The 15761-nt window shown below is 72.4% G+C and carries 14 protein-coding genes and 1 pseudogene; 5 read left to right on the top strand and 10 right to left on the bottom strand.

Annotation, left to right across the window (positions count from 1 at the left end):
- Both ACYVDG_RS12705 and ACYVDG_RS12700 read right to left on the bottom strand, forming a co-directional pair.
- Window positions 1–778: pseudogene (locus ACYVDG_RS12705) on the bottom strand (HNH endonuclease signature motif containing protein); the annotation flags it as partial.
- 965 nt (window positions 779–1743) lie between these two features.
- Window positions 1744–2490, bottom strand: coding sequence for a TetR/AcrR family transcriptional regulator (locus tag ACYVDG_RS12700; RefSeq protein WP_460750247.1), 747 nt, complete (start codon window positions 2488–2490; stop codon window positions 1744–1746).
- A 111-nt stretch (window positions 2491–2601) separates the two neighbouring features.
- On the opposite strand from ACYVDG_RS12700, the gene ACYVDG_RS12695 reads away from it, so the two are divergent.
- Window positions 2602–3840 (top strand): FAD-dependent monooxygenase, encoded by a 1239-nt coding sequence (locus ACYVDG_RS12695; RefSeq protein ID WP_460750244.1) that lies wholly within the window; start codon window positions 2602–2604, stop codon window positions 3838–3840.
- On the opposite strand, the gene ACYVDG_RS12690 is transcribed toward ACYVDG_RS12695, so the two are convergent.
- Both ACYVDG_RS12690 and ACYVDG_RS12685 read right to left on the bottom strand, forming a co-directional pair.
- A complete protein-coding gene (locus tag ACYVDG_RS12690; protein ID WP_460750241.1) occupies window positions 3800–6433 on the bottom strand; it encodes an FtsX-like permease family protein in 2634 nt (877 codons plus the stop codon). The two genes, ACYVDG_RS12695 and ACYVDG_RS12690, sit on opposite strands and share 41 nt — an antisense overlap.
- Window positions 6430–7158 (bottom strand): ABC transporter ATP-binding protein, encoded by a 729-nt coding sequence (locus ACYVDG_RS12685; RefSeq protein WP_460750237.1) that lies wholly within the window; start codon window positions 7156–7158, stop codon window positions 6430–6432. The genes ACYVDG_RS12690 and ACYVDG_RS12685 overlap by 4 nt, the downstream gene beginning before the upstream one ends.
- Before the next feature lie 232 nt (window positions 7159–7390).
- On the opposite strand from ACYVDG_RS12685, the gene ACYVDG_RS12680 reads away from it, so the two are divergent.
- Entirely contained in the window at window positions 7391–8086 is a 696-nt protein-coding gene (locus ACYVDG_RS12680) for a hypothetical protein (RefSeq protein ID WP_460750233.1), read from the top strand.
- Here ACYVDG_RS12680 and ACYVDG_RS12675 read toward each other — a convergent pair.
- The gene (locus ACYVDG_RS12675; RefSeq protein ID WP_460750230.1) at window positions 8070–8711 is read right to left on the bottom strand and encodes a response regulator; all 642 of its coding nucleotides are present in this window, start codon (window positions 8709–8711) and stop codon (window positions 8070–8072) included. The two genes, ACYVDG_RS12680 and ACYVDG_RS12675, sit on opposite strands and share 17 nt — an antisense overlap.
- Entirely contained in the window at window positions 8708–9964 is a 1257-nt protein-coding gene (locus ACYVDG_RS12670; RefSeq protein WP_460750227.1) for a sensor histidine kinase, read from the bottom strand. The genes ACYVDG_RS12675 and ACYVDG_RS12670 overlap by 4 nt, the downstream gene beginning before the upstream one ends.
- Before the next feature lie 166 nt (window positions 9965–10130).
- Here ACYVDG_RS12670 and ACYVDG_RS12665 point away from each other — a divergent pair, with 166 nt between their 5' ends.
- From ACYVDG_RS12665 to ACYVDG_RS12655, 3 genes are read left to right on the top strand one after another with little or no spacing between them, the layout of a single operon-like run.
- Entirely contained in the window at window positions 10131–11228 is a 1098-nt protein-coding gene (locus ACYVDG_RS12665; RefSeq protein ID WP_460750224.1) for an ABC transporter permease, read from the top strand.
- Window positions 11225–11890, top strand: coding sequence for an ABC transporter ATP-binding protein (locus tag ACYVDG_RS12660; protein ID WP_460750221.1), 666 nt, complete (start codon window positions 11225–11227; stop codon window positions 11888–11890). Before ACYVDG_RS12665 ends, ACYVDG_RS12660 begins: the two co-directional genes overlap by 4 nt.
- A 29-nt stretch (window positions 11891–11919) precedes the next feature.
- Complete coding sequence (locus ACYVDG_RS12655; protein WP_460750216.1) at window positions 11920–12213, top strand: hypothetical protein; 294 nt, start codon at window positions 11920–11922, stop codon at window positions 12211–12213.
- 231 nt (window positions 12214–12444) lie between these two features.
- On the opposite strand, the gene ACYVDG_RS12650 is transcribed toward ACYVDG_RS12655, so the two are convergent.
- From ACYVDG_RS12650 to ACYVDG_RS12635, 4 genes are all read right to left on the bottom strand, one after another.
- Window positions 12445–13251 (bottom strand): putative hydro-lyase, encoded by an 807-nt coding sequence (locus ACYVDG_RS12650; RefSeq protein WP_460750212.1) that lies wholly within the window; start codon window positions 13249–13251, stop codon window positions 12445–12447.
- A gap of 54 nt (window positions 13252–13305) precedes the next feature.
- Entirely contained in the window at window positions 13306–14175 is an 870-nt protein-coding gene (locus tag ACYVDG_RS12645) for a 5-oxoprolinase subunit C family protein (protein ID WP_460750209.1), read from the bottom strand.
- Window positions 14172–14783, bottom strand: a complete 612-nt coding sequence (locus tag ACYVDG_RS12640) for a 5-oxoprolinase subunit B family protein (RefSeq protein WP_460750206.1) — start codon at window positions 14781–14783, stop codon at window positions 14172–14174. Before ACYVDG_RS12640 ends, ACYVDG_RS12645 begins: the two co-directional genes overlap by 4 nt.
- A gap of 155 nt (window positions 14784–14938) precedes the next feature.
- Window positions 14939–15715: a LamB/YcsF family protein gene (locus ACYVDG_RS12635; RefSeq protein WP_460750203.1), complete on the bottom strand. Its 777-nt coding sequence runs from the start codon at window positions 15713–15715 to the stop codon at window positions 14939–14941.
- Window positions 15716–15761: the final 46 nt, after the last annotated feature.

Raw genomic sequence — 15761 nt, 5'->3', positions numbered from 1 at the left:
ACGCGTCATACATCCGCTCCGAAGCCGACACGTGCAACCGGTCCTCATCGAAGGGCGGCATGTACGCCTTCAGCACACACTTCAAGATCTCAGCGTCCACGGCCGTGCCCCAGGCCTCGAACAGGTGGGTGCCATCGAAGGTGCGCAGCAGGCGTGCACCCCTGGCTTCGAAGGCGGCCTGGTGCTCCTCCTCCAACACCGCCGGGTTGTGCCGGGCCAGCAGTTCCTTGCCCAGCCGGTTGATGTCGGTCACCGACATCGCCGGCTCCTTGGCCTTGGCGGCCAGGATCCCGGCCTCGATGATCCGCCGGAACCTACCAGCGTCCGGGCAGTCCTTGGTGTTGCGCGCCTCCACCGCCCTGTCAGCGGTCCGGCACACCGCCACCGCCTCCCCGATCGACAACAGCCCGGAGTCCAGGCCTTCGCGGGTGGCGGGCAGCTCCTGGGCGAACAGGCGCCGGGCCAGCTCGGCGCGCCCGTTGGCCTCACCCGGGGCCATCCCCACCGAGTGGATCAGCCAGTTCTGCACCGACCGCTGCCCGCCCGCCTCCAACAGGGTGCCGGCTGCTTCCAGCTGGGCCAGGCGCAGCAGCATCGCAAGCTGGGCCCGGTCGAAGTCCTCGAACACCTGCGAGATCACGTCCAGGACCTCGCCGGCCGCACCCGCCGGGGGAACCTCGGCCATTTCCGAGGCGATCTTTCCCCGGGCAGCACGCATGGCGTCCACAGCGGGCGTATTGCCCGCCGTGTTCCCGCACTGCCCGAAAGAAGAAGTCATACCCTAAGGATATCAAGAAAGGCCCAGAAAGGACCTATCCTAGGGGTGATGAAACACTTACCCGGACACCCTAGCCCGCCTTTTCTCCCCCGGAAAGGAGCCTTCCAGGAAAGGGACCCTGCCTCCCCTGCCCGCATTCTTGGGCAAAGCGGACAAATGCGGGCCCGAATGGGAATGATCTTGCTCCTGTCTCCACTCTCGGCGGCCGAGGGTGGAGACAGGGGCAAGATCATCGGGGTTTTCGCTGGGCGCATTGACCGGCCGCGACACCCGCAACCGGTACGCTCCGGCGCAGGGGCTCACCGGCCGCCAGGCCGCGCTGTTCGGGGTTCGCAGGGGCGAATGACCAGCCGCGACACCGCCAGGCGTCAAAGCTCCGGCGCAGGGGCAGGTATCGGCCGTCAGGCCGACAGAATCAGTTTTTCGGGCGAAGCCCGGAATGGCTCGGACCTCGACCACCCGTCCCGCTTTCCCGATAGCCGCCAACCCGCCGTCGCAGCGGAGCGGGTCAAGGTGGAGCGCCGTTGACGCGCGAAGCGCTCGATGGCGACGACCTTGACGCGCGTAGCGGAGACGGCCACAATCGGGCGGCGGGAAAGGAGGACACCCCAACCCAGAAGACAACCCCAAGCCAAAGGACACCCCCACCCTCATTAACTTCGAAGACACGTTAAGTTCGAAGGCCCGCTAAAGGTGTCTGCGGGAGAACTACGGATGAGCACTGACCGGGGCCTTCGCTTTTACCTGAGTCGGATAGCGTGGGCCTCGCCGTCTATCGCCCGCCCCACTCAACCCTCCCCACACCCATGCCCCTCCCCAAGCCCAGCCCGCCCCACCCAGCAAGCCGCCGCGTGCCCCCGCCAGAGAAGTTGCAGAGTGTGTTCGTGGTGCTGGCCGCGGCGCTCGGACTGGGATCCGGTTGGCGTGGCGGCCGGTCCAGCGGTTCTTCCGGACCGACGGTCTGCTTAGCGGCCTGAATCCTGACCGATGCGGCGTTCGAGGCCGTCGAGGATGCACTCCAGGCCGAACTCCAGTGCTGAGTCGCGCCCCTCACCGCCGGAAAAGGCGGCGGCGGTCTCGGGGTACCGCTCGCCGTGCTGGGCCAGGACCGGCGCCATGGCCCTCAGGATCGCCTCTTCCGCACCTTCCCCTTCCTGCGGGCCCTGCGGGCCGGGCTCGGTGGGCAGGGCCTGCTGCGCGATCCCCCGCACGTGCCCGGCGACGAGCGCCACGGCGTCCAGCCGTTCCGCGCCGCCGAGTCCGGACCCGGACAGCGCTCTCAGCGCCGATTCCGTCCAAGCCAGCTCGTTGGGGCCCATCACCCGTACCCCGACCGCGGTCCGCAGCAGCCAGGGGTGCTCGCGCAGTACCGGCCACAGGGCCCTCCCCCAGGCCCGCAGGCGCTCCCGCCAGCCGAGTTCCGGGCCGCCGACCCCGGGGGCGGGCCCGTGCGCGGCATCGGTCATGAGGGCGAGGAGTTCGTCGCGGCGCGACACGTACCGGTACAGCGACATCTTCGTGTAACCGAGTTCCGAGGCCACCCGCTGCATCGACACCGCCTCGATCCCCTCGGCGTCGGCGAGGGCGACGGCGGCGCCGACGATGCGGTCCTGGGACAGCTTGGGGCGCGGGCCCCGGCTCGGCACGCGGGGCGGGCCCCACAGCAGTGCGGCGGTGCGTTCGTGCCGGTCCACCTCTGCGCGCTCAGCCATCCGACGCCCCTCCGTCACTGCTCAGACCCACCCTTGCCAAAACCGTGTCTACCAGATACTAATTGTGTCCATCAGAAACAGTATCCATAAGACACAGATTAAGGTGCCACCATGCCTAGCATCGAGGGGACCCGGGTCCTGGTCTCGGGGGCGAGCATTGCCGGGGCCGCCACCGCCCACTGGCTCACCAGGTACGGATGCGCCGTCACCGTTGTGGAGCGCTCTCCCGCCGTGCGCCCCGGCGGCCAGAACGTGGACTTCAAGGGGTTCCGACAGCTCGACGTCCTCTACCGCATGGGGGTCCTCGAACGGCTGCGCGCCGTGGCGACCGGCGGCTCCGATGTCGTCTTCGTGACCGGCAAGGGCCGTCCCATCGCCACCCTGCCCGGTGAGTTCACCGGCGGGGACCTCGAGGTCGGCCGCGGCGAGCTGGCCGAGGTCCTCCACGAGTCGGTGGGGACCGGCTGCGAGTACCTGTTCGACGACTCCGTTACGGTGCTGCGGGACGGCGACGACGGCGTGCGGGTCGCCTTCGAGCGCGCGCAGGAGCGGACCTTCGACCTCGTGATCGGTGCGGACGGCATCCACTCGAACGTGCGCCGCCTGGCCTTCGGGCCCGAGGAGGAGCACGTGCGCTTCCTCGGCTACCACTACGCGCTCGCCGACCTCCCGCACCTGCCCGCCCTCCCCGGAACGCCCGCCGCCACCGGCCCCGGGCTGATGTACAACGAACCCGGCCGCATGGTGTCCGCCGGCGGCGACGCACCCGCCTTCTTCGTGTTCGCCTCCGAGCGGCCCCGCGACCGGCACGAGGACCCGGACGCACAGAAGCGGTTCCTGGCCGAGGCCTACGCGGGAGCGGGCTGGGAGGTCCCCCGGCTGCTCGCGGACCTGCCCGGCTCACAGCACCTCCACCTGGACATGCTCTCCCGCGTCGAGCTGGACTCCTTCACCCGGGGCCGCGTCGCCCTGGTCGGCGATGCCGGTTACGGCAACACGCTGGGCGGTTTCGGCAGCGGCCTGTCTGTCGTCGGCGCCTACGTGCTGGCCGGGGAGCTGCTCGCCGCCGATGGGGACCACCGGGCCGCCTACCGCGCCTACGACCGCGTCATGCACGGCTACGCCCGGGTCGCCCGGAAGGGCAACGCCGGACGCTTCCTCGCGCCGCGCACCCGCGCGGGCATCCGCGCGCGCAACGCCCTGTTCCGGTTCCGCCCGTTGCGCGACGCCCTCATGCGGTCCACCGACGACTTCGCCGACGCCGTCGAACTCCGTGACTACCCGGCGCTCTTGGCGGGCGGTACGTCCGTCAGGCCGACACGGAACGCAGCACGCCCCTGGCCGCGGTGAGCGCACCCCACACTGCGATCAGCAGACTGAAGGCACCGAGCAGCGACAGCACCGCCCAGGGGAAGGCCCAGAGCGCCGCTCCCACGTCGCCGCCGGCCATGGCCAGCGCCATCCACGCGGTCGCGGCGACGCCCAACAGCCAGGCCGGCACCACGGTCAGCACCATTTCCCAGCCGACCACCCCGTTGATCTGCACGGGGGTCATGCTCAGCCGGCGCATCGACCCCAGCTCCGACCGGCGGTCCGAAGCCGACAGGGCGAGCGCGTTGACCGCGGCCACCACCAGGAATACTCCGACCAGCACGGTGGCGACGGTGCCGAGGTTGTCGATCGCCCCCTCGCGTTCGGCGACATAGGTCTGGCGGAACTCGGTCCGGTCCTCCACGGTGACCGTTCCGGCCGTCGAGACCTCGTGTGCCACGGCTTCGCGGTCGATGTCGCCCGCCGTGTCCCCACCGTTCCCGGGCGTCCCACCGTTCCCGGACACGTCGCCGTTCCCGGACACGAGGACGAATTCGTGCCAGCCGCTGCCGCTGCCGTTCCCCAGCGCGGTCTCTGCAATGACCAGGCCGTTCTGGCCTCCTTGGTCGTGTTCGAAGACGGCCGCGACCTCGACCTCGGTGAGCTGGGAGGCCCCGGAGACCCGGATCTCCGCGTCGTCGCCGACGTCCAGGCCGCGCAGGTCGGCGTAGGCGGCCCCGAGCGCCACCCCGTCGCCGCTGTCGACCCGGGTCAGGTCACCTCGGACACTGCCGAGGTCCAGCACCTGGCTTGCGGCCCCGCTGACCACCGTTCCCCGGGTCGCGTCACCGGGGTCGGCGGGCCCTTCGGAACCTGCGGGTTGGGCGTGCACCCACGTGTCCCGCAGCCCGGCAGTGGCGTCCACCCCGCTGACCTCGGACACCCGCTCCCGCACGTCCTCGGACAGTCCGGTGTGGGCCTCGCGGACGATCGGGGTCTTCAGGACGTACTCGGCGTCGAAACGGTCCGCGGTCTCGTCCGCGTTGGTGAGCGCGAACAGGGGCAGGCCGCTCAGCGCCCAGCCGGAGATGGCGACGCCCACCGCGAGCGGGGCGGCCACCCCGGCGTAGCGGCGGTGGTGGAAGCGGACGTTGGTCGCGGCGAGGTAGCCCCCGACCCCGGACACGGCCGCCACGGGGCGTCGGAGCAGGGCGGACACGGCGTGGATGATCCAGGACCCCAGCAGCCCGATGCCGACCATCACCAGTCCGCTGGCGATCATGCCGTAACTGCTGTACAGGGCCGTCGGCAGCTGCCCGGCGATGCCCCGCGCCTGGAGGACACCGGCCGCGGCCAGCAGGAGGACACCGCACGCCACCCGCGGCCACACCCGGGAGCGGCGGCCGGCCCGCTCCGCCTCCCCGCCCAGCGCCTCGCCCGGACGGATGCGCAGCGCCGACCGCGCGGACAGCCACGCGGCGACCTGGGCCACCACGATGAGGAGCGCCGCCGAGGTGAGCAGCGGCGCGGCGCCGAAGCCGACCGTCAGGACGGAGCTGACCACACCCAGCTCACGGAACACGCCCACCAGGACCCAGCCGAGGAGCACCCCCAGCACGCTCCCCAACACCGCCGCGACCAGCGAGATCAGCGCTGCCTCCGCTTGGCAGAGGAGCCGTGTCTGGCGGGGGGTGGCCCCGATCGCGCGCAGCAGGGCGAACTGCCCGGCCCTGCGGCGCACGGACGTGACGAGCGCACCGCCGATCACGGCGACGGCCATGAACGCCACGATCCACACCAGCAGCGTGAGTGCCGCCGCCGTGGCGCTGTGGTCCGGCCAGGTCCCCTCGAGCTCTCCCCGGTCGGCACCGGACGCGACCTGGAACGACTCGGTGTCTCCGGGCGCGGGGGCGTCTCCGGCCAGCCCTTCGGCCACGTGCTCGTGCGCCAGGGCGGCGGTCCCGTCCGTGTCGGCACCGCGGTCGAGGAAGAGACCGGCGCCGTCGGAGCGTCCCCCGCCCCGGTCCGCCAGGCGCTCGGCCTCGCCCGGGTGGAAGAAGACGGCGTGCTGGTGTTCCAGCGCCCCACCCCCGCCGGTGCCTGCCGCTTCGCCCCCGCCGGGGCCCGCCAGGCCGACGAGCTCGTAGGTCTGGGCGGTACCCGCGACCTCGACCGCGATCTCGGATCCGACCTCGGCGTCGACGGCCTCGGCCAGCGTCCCGTCCACCACGATCTCGTGGTCGGCCGCGGGCGGCGCCCCCTCCTCGACCGTCATCGGGGTGAGGCGCGCGCTGGACCACGAGTGCCCCAGCTGCGGGGTCTCCTCCTGGTCCACCGCGGGCGCCCCGTCAGCGTCCAGGGCCAGGGCGGTGAAGGAGAGTTCGGGGACCGCCTCGGCGACCCCGGGCAGCCGTTCCAGGCCCTCAACCAGCTCCTCGGTGAGCAGGCCGTCCTCTCCGGCCACCACCACCTCGGCGCCGGCGAAGCGTTCCACCGGGGCCCGTGTCTGGGCGACCGACTCCTGGAGAACCATGAAGGCGGTCAGCAGCACCGCACCCGCGGTGGTCATCACCAGCGCGCCGATCAGGGTTCCGGGCTGCCGCCACAGGATGCGCCACGCGATACCGGTCACCGGGCACCTCCCAGGGAGGTCATCCGCTCGGCCACCTTCTGGGAGGTGGGGGCCTCCATCGTGTCGGCGAGCCGCCCGTCCACGAGGAACAGGACCCGGTCCGCGTAGCCCGCCGCCAAGGGGTCGTGGGTGACCAGCACCAGGGTCTGGCCGAACCCGTCCACCGCCTCCCTGAGGAGGTTCATCACCTGGCGGCTCGACTCGCTGTCCAGTGCGCCGGTCGGCTCGTCACCGCAGAGCAGTCTGGGCCGGTTGACCAGGGCCCGGCAGAGGGCCACCCGCTGCTGTTGGCCGCCGGAGAGCTCGTCGGGCCGGTGGGAAAGGCGGTCGGCGATCCCCGCGCGTTCGGTGATCTCCTCCAGCCAGTCTTCGTCGACCCCGCGTCCGGCGAGCCGCAGCGGCAGGGTGATGTTCTCCCGCGCGGTCAGGGCCGGTATCAGGTTGAACTCCTGGAACACGAACCCCACCCGTTCGCGGCGGACGACCGCGAGCTCCCGTTCCGGAAGGTCGTCCAGCCTGGTGTCCCCCAGGTGGACCGTCCCCGCGCTCGGCTGCACCAGACCGGCGGCGCACTTGAGCATCGTGGTCTTCCCGGAGCCCGATGGCCCCATGACGGCCGTGAAGGTGCCCGGCTCGAACGACCAGCTCACATCGCTGAGCGCCGAGACGGCCACCTCGCCCTCCCCGTACGTCCGGCTCACACCCGACAGGGTCGCTGACCGCATCAGGACCTTCACCACCCTCACCCACTGTTCGGTTCCCGGTCCGGCCGGGCTTCCCGACAAGGGTTCCAAGCAGCGGTGCGGCGGGCACGGGGACGCGGCACCAACTTCGGGTGGGGCACGGCATACCCGGGTCGTACGGGCTACCCCGGGCGTACCGGCGGGGGTAACGGGTAACGCACGGAACGAGGACTTCGCCCCCCAGCCGCCCCACCCACCCCCCGGGAGTCCGACTGTGAAGCTGTACGCCGACACCCCCGCCCGCGCCTGCCTCCAGCTCGTCTCCGACCTCTTCGCGCTCACCTGGGCCTTCCTCTGGGTCGCGGCCGCCCTGTCGCTGCGCGAGGTCCTGATGGCCCTCAACCGCCCCGGCGAGCTGATGACCAGCACCGGCGACGGGGTCACCGAACACATGAACACCGCCGCCGAGAACGTCGAGCAGGTCCCCCTCGCCGGAGAGGCCCTCGCCACGCCCTTCAGCGGCCTCGGCGAGACCGGCGAGTCCCTCAGCGCGGCGGGCGACTCCTTCCAGGAGTCCGTGGGAACGCTGGCGTTCACGCTTCCGATGCTGGTGGCGCTCCTGCCGCTCTTCCTGCTCGCGGGGACCTGGCTGCCCATGCGGATGCGGTGGATCCGACGCGCCACCGACACCAAACGGCTCAGCGGGCTGACCCCCGAGGCCCGTGCCCGCCTCCTCGCTCTCCGCGCCCTGTCCTCGGCCCCCTCCACCCGGCTCATGGCGGTGCACGACGACCCCGCCGGGGCCTGGCACACGGGCGAGCGGGAAGTGGTCGCCGAACTGGCCGAACTGGAACTGGGCCGGCTCGGCCTGCGCCCCGAACCGTCCTCGGAGCCCGGTCCGCACGGATGGCCCGGAGCCCGGTCCAGAGGGACGGCCGAACCACCCGGTCCGCTCAGTCCACGCGGATGATGCCCCTCTGCAGGGCCGTGGTGATGGCCGCGGTGCGGTTGTCCACGTCGAGCTTGTCGAAAACGTGGACCAGGTGCGTTTTCACCGTCGCTTCACTGATGAACAGCTCGCGGGAGATCGCCCGGTTGGACATCCCCTTGGCCAACAGCCGGAGGATCTCCAGCTCCCGGCCGCTCAGGGCGGGCCGCGGTGAGCGCAGCCGGTCCATGAGCCGGTTGGCGACGTCGGGGGCGAGAGCGGTCTGGCCGCGGGCCGCCGCGTGCACGGCGTCGCACAGCTGGTCCGGGGGTGCGTCCTTGAGCATGTAGCCGGTGGCGCCCGCCTCGACCGCCGCGAGGATGTCGGCGTCGGTGTCGTAGGTGGTGAGCACGAGGACGGGCGGCGGGCCCTCGAGTTCGGTGACCCGCCGGATCGCGGTGACGCCGTCCATGCCCGCGCCCATGCGCAGGTCCATGAGCACGATGTCGACGCCCGTCCCGGCCCGGAGTCCGTCCAGGGCCTCCTGGCCGTCGGCCGCTTCGGCCACCACGTCCATGTCGGGGCGTTCGGCGAACATCGCCTTGAGGCCGTGGCGCACGACCGGGTGGTCGTCCACGAGCAGGATGCGCAGGGGCCGGTCGGTCACGGGCCTTCCTCCAAGCGGGTCGTCTCCAGGGTCAGGGGCAGCCGGACGGCCACGGCGGTGCCCTCTCCCGGGGCGGACTCCACTTCGAGCTCCCCGCCCAGCGCGGCCGCGCGTTCGCGCAGCGAGGCGATCCCGTACCCGGAGCCGTCCTGGCGCGGTTGGACTTCCTCGGGCGCGAAGCCCTGCCCGTCGTCGTACACGTCCAGGGTGACCTCCTCCCCCAGGTAGCCGAGCGTGACCACGGCGGTGCCCGCCCACGCGTGCGCGGCCACGTTGGCCAGGCTCGCCTGGGCGGCGCGCAGGAGCGCGACCTCGTATCCGGCGGGGAGTTCGGCGGGGGTCCCGTCGGTCCGGAACCGGCAGTCGATCCCCTCGGTGCGCCCCACGCGTTCGCACAGCCTTTCCAAGGCCTCGGGGAGGTTGGCCCCGGTGAGCGACGGCGGGGCGAGGTCCCGTACGAACCTTCGGGCCTCCGCGAGGTTCGTGGAGGCGCTCTCCCTGGCCTCGCCGATGCGGAGGGCGGCGCGGTCGGGGTCGTCCGGGAGGGCGCTCTCGGCGGAGCGCAGCAGGAGGACGATGCTGGACAGGCCCTGGGCGAGGGTGTCGTGGATCTCCCGTGCCAGGCGCTCGCGTTCGTCGAGGACACCCGTGCGGCGCTGGGACGCGGCGAGTTCGTCGCGGGTGCGGGTGAGGGTGTCGATGAGTTCCCGGCGCCGCTCGCTCTCCCGGTGCAGGGCCATGTACCCGGCGGCGATCGCCACCGCGGTCACCGCGCCGAGGACCGGGCCGAGGACCATCCCGGCGGTGAGGTCCCCGCTGTGCAGCACCTGGCCGAGGACCACCGAGGCGGTGATGACCACGACCGCCAACACCGAGTGGATGCCGCGCAACAGGTGCAGGTGGAGGAAGAACAGCGGGAAGGCCAGCCACACGAAGTCCGGACCCGCCCAGGCCAGCAGGGCCCACAGCAGGGTGACGGCCGCGAGCCACACCAGGGAGCGGGTGCGGTGCACGTCGTGCCGGGCGGCCATGGCCCCCGCGCAGTACACCGCCCCGAGCAGGACCGCCACGCACACGACCGTCCAGTACACCCAGTGCGGGTGGGCGGTGTCCGTGCCGGGCGGGGTGGCCATGTACCGGGCGGTGCCGACCACGAGCAGGAAGAGGAAGGAGGCGTGCAGGAGCAGCCTGAGCACCTGGAGCACCGTCGTCACCCCGGGCAGTTCGGGCGCCCACCCTCCGCTGTACCGCATCAGTGCAGCGTACGACGGGGATGGCCGCCGGTACATCCATCGTTCGGTTGAGTCCTTTCTCCACCCCGGCCCTCTCGGGAAGGCTCCGTTCGCCCGATGCCGATGATCTTGGATCTGGCGAGGCTGGAAGCACTGAAGCATTCCCTCTCCCGGAAGGAGGGCCGCCGTGTTCGTCGCCCTTCGTGACATCCGCTTCGCCAAGGGGCGGTTCGCGCTGATGGGCTCGGTCGTCGCCCTGATCACCCTGCTGATCGTCCTGTTGTCGGGGCTCACAGCGGGGCTGGCCGACCAGTCCACCTCAGCGGTCAGGAACCTGGCCGCCACCCACATCGCCTTCGGGACGTCCGGTGACGGCGCCCCCGAGGAGTCCTACGCGGACAGCACCGTCACCCGTGAACAGCTCGACACCTGGTCCGGCACCGAAGGTGTGGACTGGGCGGAGCCGGTCGGTATCACCCAGAGCCGGGTGGAGCTGGACGACGGCAACGGCACCGCGGCCGCGCTGTTCGGTGTGGCGGCCGGCGGCCCGTTGGCGCCCGAAGGCCTGGGCACCGGCGACGGAGCGGTCGTGAGCGAGGAGATCGCCGAGGAGTTCGGCATCTCCGAGGGCGACGGCCTCACCGTCGCCGGGACCGACATGGTGGTCGACGCGGTCGCACCCACCGAGCACTACAGCCACGCCCCCGCGGTGTGGACCGACATCGGGGTCTGGCAGGACATCGACCCGCGGGTGCGCCACGCCGAGGGCGATGACGCACCGGTCGCCAACGTGGTCGCCTCGGAGGTCAGCCTCGAAGAGGCGGCGGGCGCGGCCGACGACGAGGCGGGCACCGTTTCGGCCACCCTGTCCGCCAGCCTCCAGGCGATCAGTTCGTTCTCCTCGGAGAACGGATCGCTGATGACCATGCAGGGCTTCCTGTACGCAATCTCCGCCCTGGTCATCGGTGCCTTCCTGACCGTGTGGACGATCCAGCGCAGCGGGGACATCGCGATCCTCAAGGCGCTCGGCGGCTCCACCCGCTACCTACTGCGCGATGCCCTGGCCCAGGCCCTGATCGTGATGCTCGTCGGCACCGCGGTCGGCGGCGCCGCGGGAGTGGGGCTGGGCGCCCTCGCCGGGTCCGTCCTGCCGTTCTCCCTGACCGCGGCCACCACGCTCGGCCCGGTCGCCGCCATGGTCGTGCTGGGCATGCTCGGCGCGGTCCTGGCCGTACGCCGCATCACCTCCGTTGACCCGCTGACCGCCCTGGGAGGCGTCCGATGAGCCTGGAACTGCACAACGCGACCCTCACCTACCCCGACGGCGACGGGGTGGTGAAGGCCCTGGACCGGGTGTCGGTCCGGGTGGGCCCCGGTGAGCTGGCGGCCGTGGTCGGCCCGTCCGGCTCGGGCAAGTCCAGCCTGCTGGCGGTGGCCGCCACCCTGATCCGGCCGGACTCCGGCACGCTGCGCGTCGGCGGACAGGACACGCTGGGCCTCCGGCCCCGTGAACTGTCCGAGCTCCGCCTGACCGAGGTGGGCATCGTCTTCCAGCAGCCGAACCTGATCGGTTCGCTCACCGCCGTGGAGCAGCTGATGGTCACCGAGCACATGCGCGCCCGCCCCCTCCGGAAGGCCCGCACTTCGGCACTGGAGACCCTGGCGGCGGTGGGGCTGTCCGGCAAGGAGCACCGGCGCCCGCACCAGCTCTCCGGGGGCGAGCGCCAGCGGGTGAACATCGCCCGTGCCCTGTCCGGCCGACCGAGCGCGCTGCTGGTGGACGAACCGACGGCGGCGCTGGACCACGACCGGGGCGCACAGATCGTGGACCTGCTGAGCGAGGCGACGAGGACGTTCGACGTGGCGACACTGATGGTTACCCACGACACCGAGTACCTCGGTGCGGCCAAGCAGGTGTTGGAGATGCGGGACGGCTGCCTAAGCTGAGGGCCAGCCGAGAGCCCTGGAGCGGTCGCATGCGCCTGTCAGCCCGGCGGGGACCGAAGGTCCCCGCACGCAACGCCCCGGTCTCCGTCCTCGCCCTTCTGGCGGTGGTCGCGGTGGTCGCCGCGACCGGTGGGGGCGGGTCCGGCCGGGCCCGCCGCTCGGAAGTGCGGGACGAGGAGCAGGAGGAGCGGTCCGAGGGACCGGAACCGGAGGCCGAGCAGCCCGAGGTGCCCCGGGACAGGCCGGGCGCCCGCCTCCGGGGCGGCCGGAACCGTTCCCACCTGTCCTTCCCGGACGGGAAGCGGCCACCGGACACGCCTTGAGAGCCTGCTAGCCCTGCTGACAGGGAGGGTGTTGGGTTCTCCTGCCCCAAGGATGTGCCTCTGTCTACGCAGGTGCGAGGGGTCTACGCGGGTGCGGGTTTCCCCTTTTTCCGCGCGGAAACCCAGGCCGGTGATCACTTTCCGCCCGGCCTGCCATGGGCAGCCACCCGCACCCACGGGGACAGCGTCACACCCCGAAAGCAGGGGAGCTCAACCCTTGGTCGACACGCGCTAAGGGACCTGGTACTGGGAGTCCCGGGCGTCGGTGACGGCCATGTGGCCCGGGGCGTGGCCGATGGCGAAGGCGGGGGCGGAGGCCATTACCGCGGCCTGCGGGGTGACACCGCAGGCCCAGAACACCGGGACCTCGCCGTCGCGGACCTCCACCGGGTCGCCGTAGTCGGGCCGGTCCAGGTCCTTGACGCCCAGCGCCGCCGGGTCGCCCACGTGGACCGGTGCCCCGTGGACCGCCGGGTAGCGGGACGTGACGCGGACGGCGTCGGCGACCCGGTCGGCGGGGACCGGGCGCATGGACACCACGAGCGGGCCGGAGAACCGCCCGGCCGGGCGGCAGGCCCGGTTGGTCTCGTACATCGCGGCGTTCGTCCCCGCCTCGATGTGGCGGACCGGTACGCCCGCCTCCAGCAGCGGGGCCTCGAAGGTGAAGCTGCACCCGATGAGGAAGCCCACCAGGTCGTCCCGCCACAGGTCGGTGACGTCCGCGCGCTCCTCGGTGAACTCCCCGTCCCGGTACACCCGGTAGGCGGGCAGGTCCGTGCGCAGGTCGCCGTCGAAGACGGGCGCGGACACCTCACCCGGCTCGGTCACGTCCAGCACCGGGCAGGCCTTGGGGTTGCGCTGGGCGAACAGCAGGAAGTCGAACGCGAGGTCGTGCGGAAGCGCGATCAGGTTGGCCTGTGCGTACCCGGCGCTGTACCCGGAGGTGGGCACGCGCAGTCCGGCGCGGAACAGCGCGCGGGCCTCGTGGGGTGTGAGTCCGGCGGGGTCCTCGGGGTGCATCGGGGCTTCTCCGGTCATCGGGTTCCTCCAGTCACCAGGTTCCTTCACTCACGGCACGCCTCACAGCGCGCCTCACGGCACGAAACGGATGCGGGTCCCCGGGCGGGCCTGGGCCGCCTTGGGCAGGTCGGCGGAGCGCACCACCGCGATCACCGGGTAGCCGCCGGTCACCGGGTGGTCGGCCAGGAACAGGACGGGTTCGCCGCCCGGCGGGACCTGGAGCGACCCGGCGACCATGCCCTCGCTGGGGAGCTCGCCGTCGCGGGCGCGGTCCAGGGCCGGTCCGGCCAGCCGGGCGCCCACTCGGTCGCTGCGGGAGGTCACCTCGTAGGCGCCGGAGAGCAGGGCGGCGATCGCCTCGTCGGTGAACCAGTCCTCGCGCGGGCCGAGCTCCACCCGCAGCGCCACCTCGTCGCCGCCCACCGGCCGCGCGGGGGCGTGGTCCAGGTGCGGGAACGCCTCGGGCGGCGGACCGACCGGCAGCAGGTCGCCCGGGCCGGGGATGTCGGGTCCGAGCCCGGCGAGCACGTCGGTGCTGCGCGAGCCCAGCACGGGAGGCACCGCCACTCCCCCGCGTACGGCCAGGTAGGAGCGCAGTCCGCGGGCGGGGACGCCCAGGGAGAGTTCGGCGCCGTCGGGCAGGTGCAGGACCTCGTTGGCGGACGCGCCGCGCCCGTCCACCCGGACCGGTGCCTCGGCGCCGGTCACCGCGACCGTGACCGGGCCGCGTGCCCGGACCCGGAGCCCGCCGAGCGTGGCCTCCAGTGCGGCGGCCCCCGGCGGGTTGGCGAGGAGCCGGTTGGCGAGCGCGTAGGAGTGGGCGTCGGCGGCGCCGGAGCGGCCCACCCCCAGGGCGGAGTGTCCGAAGCGGCCCGCGTCCTGCACCGTGGTCATCGGCCCGGTCGCCACGATCTCCAGGGCGCTCTTGGTCTCGTCGTTCACGCGACCTCCTCGAAGCGCACGCGGACCCCCGGGCGCAGGATGCCGGGCGGGTCGCGCTCCAGGTCCCAGGTGACGGCGTCGGTGCGGCCGAGCAGCTGCCACCCGCCGGGCGAACTGCGCGGGTAGACCCCGGTGAACTCGCCGGCGAGCGCCACGGATCCCTTGGGTACCCGGGTGCGGGCCTCGCCGCGGCGGGGCACGTGCAGGCGGGGGTCGTCGCAGACCATGTAGCCGAAGCCGGGAGCGAACCCGCAGAACGCGACCGTCCAGGTGGCCGACGTGTGTGCGCGCACGACCTCGCTCGGGCTCAGGCCGGTGAGTGCGGCGATGTCGTCGAGGTCCTCCCCGTCGTAGTGCACGGGGATGGTGACCGTCTCCCCCGCCGCCTGACCGGACTCGGCGGTCAGCGGGAGTCCGGTGACGGCGGCGGCGACCCCCGCCGGGTCGGTTCCGGGCTCGAGCCGCAGCAGGACGGTGCGTGCGGCCGGGACGACGTCGGTGACGCCGGGCAGGGGTCGCGCCTCGAGGGCGGTGCCCAGGGCGATGACCTGGGCGAGGTCGGCGACCTCCACCAGAACCCCGGTGTCTGCGCACTTCAGGACGCGCACGGACGGCTCCAAATCAGGACGGCGGTGGTCTCTCGGGGACGGTCAGGTTAGGGACGGTCAGGCTCTCAGGGACGGACAGGGTTTCAGGGGCGTTCAGGGTTTCAGGGGCGTTCAGGGTTTCAGGGGCGTTCAGGGTCTCAGCGACATACAGGGCCTCAGGGCAGGACGGAGGGGGCCGTGGTGAACGGGGCGATGGTGACGCCCTCGGTGCGCAGCCGGTCCGCCACGGCGCGGGCGATGCCCACCGCACCGGGGCTGTCGCCGTGCACGCACAGGGAGTCGGCCTCGACGACGATCTCGGTGCCGTCGATGGCCTCGATGGGCTCGCCGTGGGCGATGCGCAGGCAGCGCGCGGCGATGGCTTCGGGGTCGTGCAGCACGGAGCCGGGTTCCCGGCGCGGGACGAGGGTGCCCTGGGGCGTGTAGGCGCGGTCGGCGAAGGCCTCCCGGTAGGTGCGCAGGCCCGCCTTCTCGGCCCGGTCCAGGAAGCGCGATCCGGGCAGGCCGAGGACCGGCAGGTCCGGGTCGAAGGCGCGGACCGCCTCGACGACCGCGGCGGCCTGCTCGTCGTGGTGGACGATCGCGTTGTACAGGGCGCCGTGCGGTTTGACGTAGCGGACGCGGTCGTCGGCCAGCGCGGTGAAGGCGGACAGCGCGCCGAGCTGGTAGAGGACCTCGTCGGTGAGTTCGGCGGGCGGGACGTCGACGAAACGGCGGCCGAAGCCGGCGAGGTCGCGGTAGGCCACGTGGCCGCCGACGGCAACCCCGCGCGCGGCGGCCTCCGCGGTGGTGCGGCGCAGCACCGAAGGGTCGCCCGCGTGGAAGCCGCAGGCGACGTTGGCGCTGGTCACGGTGGAGAGCAGGGCCTGATCGTCCCCGAGTTCCCAGCGGCCGAAGCTCTCGCCGAGGTCGGAGTTGAGGTCGATACGCACGTCATCCTCCAAAGTTCTCTTACCCGTGGTGGTACCACCACGCTGT

It is taken from the genome of Nocardiopsis oceani, from assembly GCF_054777395.1.
Note: the sequence above shows the minus strand (reverse complement) of the source record. Positions and strands in the feature narration are given on the sequence as shown.